This is a genomic window from uncultured Campylobacter sp., assembly GCF_938030685.1.
Taxonomy (GTDB): Bacteria; Campylobacterota; Campylobacteria; order Campylobacterales; family Campylobacteraceae; genus Campylobacter_B.
Window position 1 is genome coordinate 1 of sequence record NZ_CALHHX010000009.1, and the last position, 4,108, is coordinate 4,108.

At 48.1% G+C, this 4,108-nt stretch carries 5 protein-coding genes; 1 reads left to right on the top strand and 4 read right to left on the bottom strand.

Annotation, left to right across the window (positions count from 1 at the left end; all coding sequences use genetic code 11):
- A partial coding sequence (locus tag Q0369_RS00400; protein WP_298094463.1) for a hypothetical protein occupies nt 1–313 on the top strand: 313 nt, incomplete at its 5' end.
- Between the two features lie 324 nt (nt 314–637).
- Here Q0369_RS00400 and Q0369_RS00405 read toward each other — a convergent pair.
- The 4 genes from Q0369_RS00405 to Q0369_RS00420 all read right to left on the bottom strand — a co-directional run.
- Nucleotides 638–2,146 carry a succinate CoA transferase gene (locus Q0369_RS00405; RefSeq protein WP_298094464.1) on the bottom strand — a complete coding sequence of 503 codons (1,509 nt, stop codon included), beginning with the start codon at nt 2,144–2,146 and terminating at the stop codon, nt 638–640.
- 351 nt (nt 2,147–2,497) lie between these two features.
- Nucleotides 2,498–2,638, bottom strand: a complete 141-nt coding sequence (locus Q0369_RS00410; protein WP_298094468.1) for a hypothetical protein — start codon at nt 2,636–2,638, stop codon at nt 2,498–2,500.
- Between the two features lie 461 nt (nt 2,639–3,099).
- Nucleotides 3,100–3,618 (bottom strand): hypothetical protein, encoded by a 519-nt coding sequence (locus Q0369_RS00415; protein ID WP_298094471.1) that lies wholly within the window; start codon nt 3,616–3,618, stop codon nt 3,100–3,102.
- 142 nt (nt 3,619–3,760) lie between these two features.
- On the bottom strand, nt 3,761–4,108 hold a 348-nt coding region (locus tag Q0369_RS00420), incomplete at its 5' end, for a sel1 repeat family protein (protein WP_298094474.1).

Here is a 4,108-nt window from a genome sequence, read left to right on the forward strand (position 1 = left end):
TCTACAGCAAGCCGATGGAGCCTTCGAGGATAAAATTCTAATCTCATCTCGCCGCAGCCTTATGGCCCGCCTTTTTAAATTTACGAGCCAAAGATTGCCTTCGCAAGGCGAGAAATTCTGTTTTAGCAAGCCGCTGCTTCAATTCATACGAAATTTATCTTGGCAAATACTACGCGAAATTTATTGCGAACTTATGGCGCGCCTTGTAGCTAAGATTGCCGTAAAAGCTTACGCATGGCAAATGAAGTGGAAGCTAAATTTAAAATTTAATAGCGTATTTATAGATAAAATTTTGCGAAGTTCAAAATTTTAAAATTCCAAGCCGTAAAATTTTAAAATTTAAAATGCGCTAGCTGCAAATTTAGGGCTAAATTTTAAAATTCCGTAGCGATAAAATTTTAAATTCCGCGCCTTAAACCCGCCTGCAAATTTTAAAATTTTATGGCGCGAATTTCGATCCATTCGTTTTATAAACATTTCACGCAAGCTTTACAAAATAAAAATTTTAACGAGCTTTACTCTAATTAGCGATAGAGCTTTCAAATGTGGGCAGAATTTTTCAGTGCAAACTTTCTTGCTTTCAGCGAGAATGAGCTTAAATTTTAGGCTTTAGCCCATTAGCTCAAGCAAATTCGCTCTAAGCCTTCATACTCCCCGTATCTTTAAATCTTTGATGCCACGACAGCGCCTCGCTTAAGATGTGTGGAGTATGCCCCGCACAGGGCTGCGCACATGCCCGCTCGAAATAATCTCTCAGCGCGTCTTGGTAAGTGGGATGCGCGATACTTATCATCGCGCGAGCCCGCTCACGAGGGCATTTACCGCGCAGATCAGCGATGCCGTATTCGGTGATGATGACTTGAGTGTCGTGCTCGGTATGATCGACGTGACTCACGAATGGCACGATAGCGCTGATTGCACCGCCTTTAGCTAGCGACGGGCTCAAAAATAGCGACAAATATCCGTTGCGAGCGAAGTCGCCGCTACCGCCGATACCATTTTTCATCTGCGAACCCATGACGTTAGTGGAGTTTACGTTGCCGTAGATATCTGCCTCTAGCATGCCATTCATCGACACGACGCCAAGTCTTCTGATAAGCGCTGGCGAGTTGGAGACGTCTTGTGAGCGCAGTATGATGTGCTTGCGGTAGAAATCGATATTTTTTTGAAATTCCTCGACACCTGCGGGGCTAAGCGATAGCGCCGTGGCACTTGCAGTGCCTACGACGCCTCTTTTGATGAGATCTAGCATGCCGTCTTGAATCACCTCGGAGTAGCATTGCAGCCCTTGGTAGCCAGCATTTTGTAGCGAGCTAAGCACGGCGTTAGCGACGTTGCCGATGCCCGATTGTAGCGGCAGTAGCTTCTTTGCAGGAAGTCTGCCACAAGCTTCCTCGTTTTTTAAGAATTTTACGACATTGCGCCCGATCGCACTTGAAATTTCATCCACGGCGGTGAAATTATTGACGCGATCATGCGTCCTAGCCTCTATGACAGCGACTACTTTGGCAGGATCTACATGCATATAGGGACTGCCTACGCGATCGCCTACGTGCTTGATCGGCAGATCCATAGCATGCGGCGGCAGGCGCAGATCCGTAACGTCGTGAATGCCCTCCAGCTCAAGCGGCTGATAGTAATTCACTTCTAAAATCACGCGATCGGCGATATCGAGCCAGGCTTGGTTGTTGCCTAGCGATGTGGACGGCACGAGCACGCCGCTTTCTTTAATCGCCACTACTTCGATCACAGCAAAGTTTAGATGTGGAAAAAAGCCAGCTTTAAGCTGCACGGCAAGGCTTGATAGATGCACGTCTGCGTATCGCACGGCGCCACTATTTATCGCACGGCGCATATCGGCATCCGTAAAAAACGGCACGCGAAAGCTCACGGCACCTGCTTTTGCCAAAACTCCGTCTAAAAGCGGATCGGTCGATGCACCTGTAAAAATTTTGATTTGATAGGGCTCGCCTTTTTCGTGCAGCGTTGTCGCTCGTTGCGCCAGAGCTTGCGGTAGCGCTAGTGCGCAGCCCGCCCCAACAAAGCCGCTAAAGCCCACCGATGCGCCATTTGGGATCAGTTCGCAGGCTTTCTCGGCGCTCATAATTTTTGATTTTAGATATTCGTTTTGCACGCGTGAGTTCATTTTCTGTCCTAGCCGTGATTTGGGCGAAATTATAATATTTTTGCGCTAAATTTCAAAATCTAAAATTTCGTGCGCGAGCTAGGCTATAAAGTAAAATATGAGGCGCGGTCGGTTGAGATATACGCCGCCAAACGCTTCCGATTAGGCTTTTTTTACTTCGGCGGTTTGCAATACCCGCTTGCGCGAGCGCTCGGTAAATAGGGTTTTAAGCGTGATTAGAGCTTAGTCTGATGGTCTCGCTACGATATCATTAAACGCTTATCTCGCACCAAATCTTGCGGAATTTAGGCGCAAAATTTCATCGCATAATTTGTGAGCTGCGATATTTAAATTTAAGCTTCCTTTTGCAATTTAATCGCTCGCCACACTTAAATTTAAATCCCGCTTCGCAATTTTAAAATGGGTGTTTTGAAATTTATCGCTCGTGACGTTTAAATTCTGCGTCTTGCTAGCCTTGAGCCCATATTTGAAATTCCATCGCTTGCGATGCACGCATTTGCCCGCCGCACCTATATTTTAATCCGCATTAATTGAAATCCCTATGCCTGAAATTCTTGCCTCTTCGCACAATATGGCAGTTTAAAATTTCAAATTTCGCACTTTTTTAGAGCGGCTCGACGTAGATACGTAAAATTTTGATAAATTTTACGCTTGCGAAATTCTAAAAAATTATATCATCGCCGCGGCTAGATTGCAGATTTTGTTTAAATTCTAGTTCTTAAAATTTTAGCCTGGCCGTCACGCACGATTTGTAATTCAAAGAGCCTTGTTGCACAAATTCTAATTTCTGCTGAGTCTAAAATCGACGCCGCTTACGACGCAAATTTAAACGCGTTTTAGAATTTAAAATTTAGTCCGCCTTGTTACCATTTTCGGTCGAGCTTTATAAAATTTCGGCAAATTTTATACTTGCAAAATTTTAAAATTCTATCGCCGCAAAATAGGGCAAAATTTCATCTCTGCGGCTTGCCGTCGCCGAATTTCGCGACTATCTCCTCGTTGCAGCTCTCTTTGGGCGCCCAGCCATCGCGCTTCATCCGCGCTAGATTGTCGCACGCCTCCTGTGATCCGCCCTCGCAAAGCTCGTCGTATATCACGAGGCTGCGGCACTGCCCGCTCGCGAAACTCTCCAGCGCCGCCGCGTTGCCCAGGCAGGCTCGCTCGCGCAGATCGCTCATCGCGCGCCCGCCCGCGCCGCTCATTTTATCTCCCTGCTTCCGCTCGGCGAGGGTGGCGAGCTCGCAGGCGTCTGCGAAAAAGCCCTGCGCTTTGAGGCGGTTTCGCACGACGCCGCGACCGCCCAGCTCGTATCTCATCGCCGCTTCGTAGCATGCAGCGGCGTCCTTTTTGCTGCACTTTGCTAAAAGCGCGCTAGTTTTTGCACCGCTAAATTTAAACTCTTTGGCTTTGCCGTCCGCGTTTGCTAAACTAAGCACCAGCGCCGCAGCCAGCGCAAGCTTTAAAGCTTTCATCTTTGCTCCTTTTTCGTTTATCCGCTCGCACGCTTCAATTTACCGGCTCATCGCGCACTGCACTCGTACAGCCCGCTAAAATTTTAAAGGCTCGCGCGCTCTATTTGAGATCGAAGCTTGGAATTTTGCCGCTTCTGCCGCGCTAATTTTTCGGCAGTAGATCGAGCACCGTGCAGGCGCGCTTGTTGTACATTTTGCACGCCCTGTCTAGCGCCTGCCCCGAGAGCTCAAAGCTTTGAGGGGTGCCGATTCCTTGGAGATATTTGACCGACAGCTCGTAGCACGCTTCGCTGCTGCCGGCATCGCACTGCTCGCGAAAAAGCTCAAACGACGCCACTACGTCCTTCTCTACGCCCAAGCCACGCCCTAGCGCATCTGCGTAGAAAAAGCACAATAGCTGATCTTTTCGTTCGCAGCCGCTTTTCAGACCGCGCACGACGCGCTCGCAGGAGCCTTCGTCGCTTTTTACGATGCAGCTTTGCAGATCCGC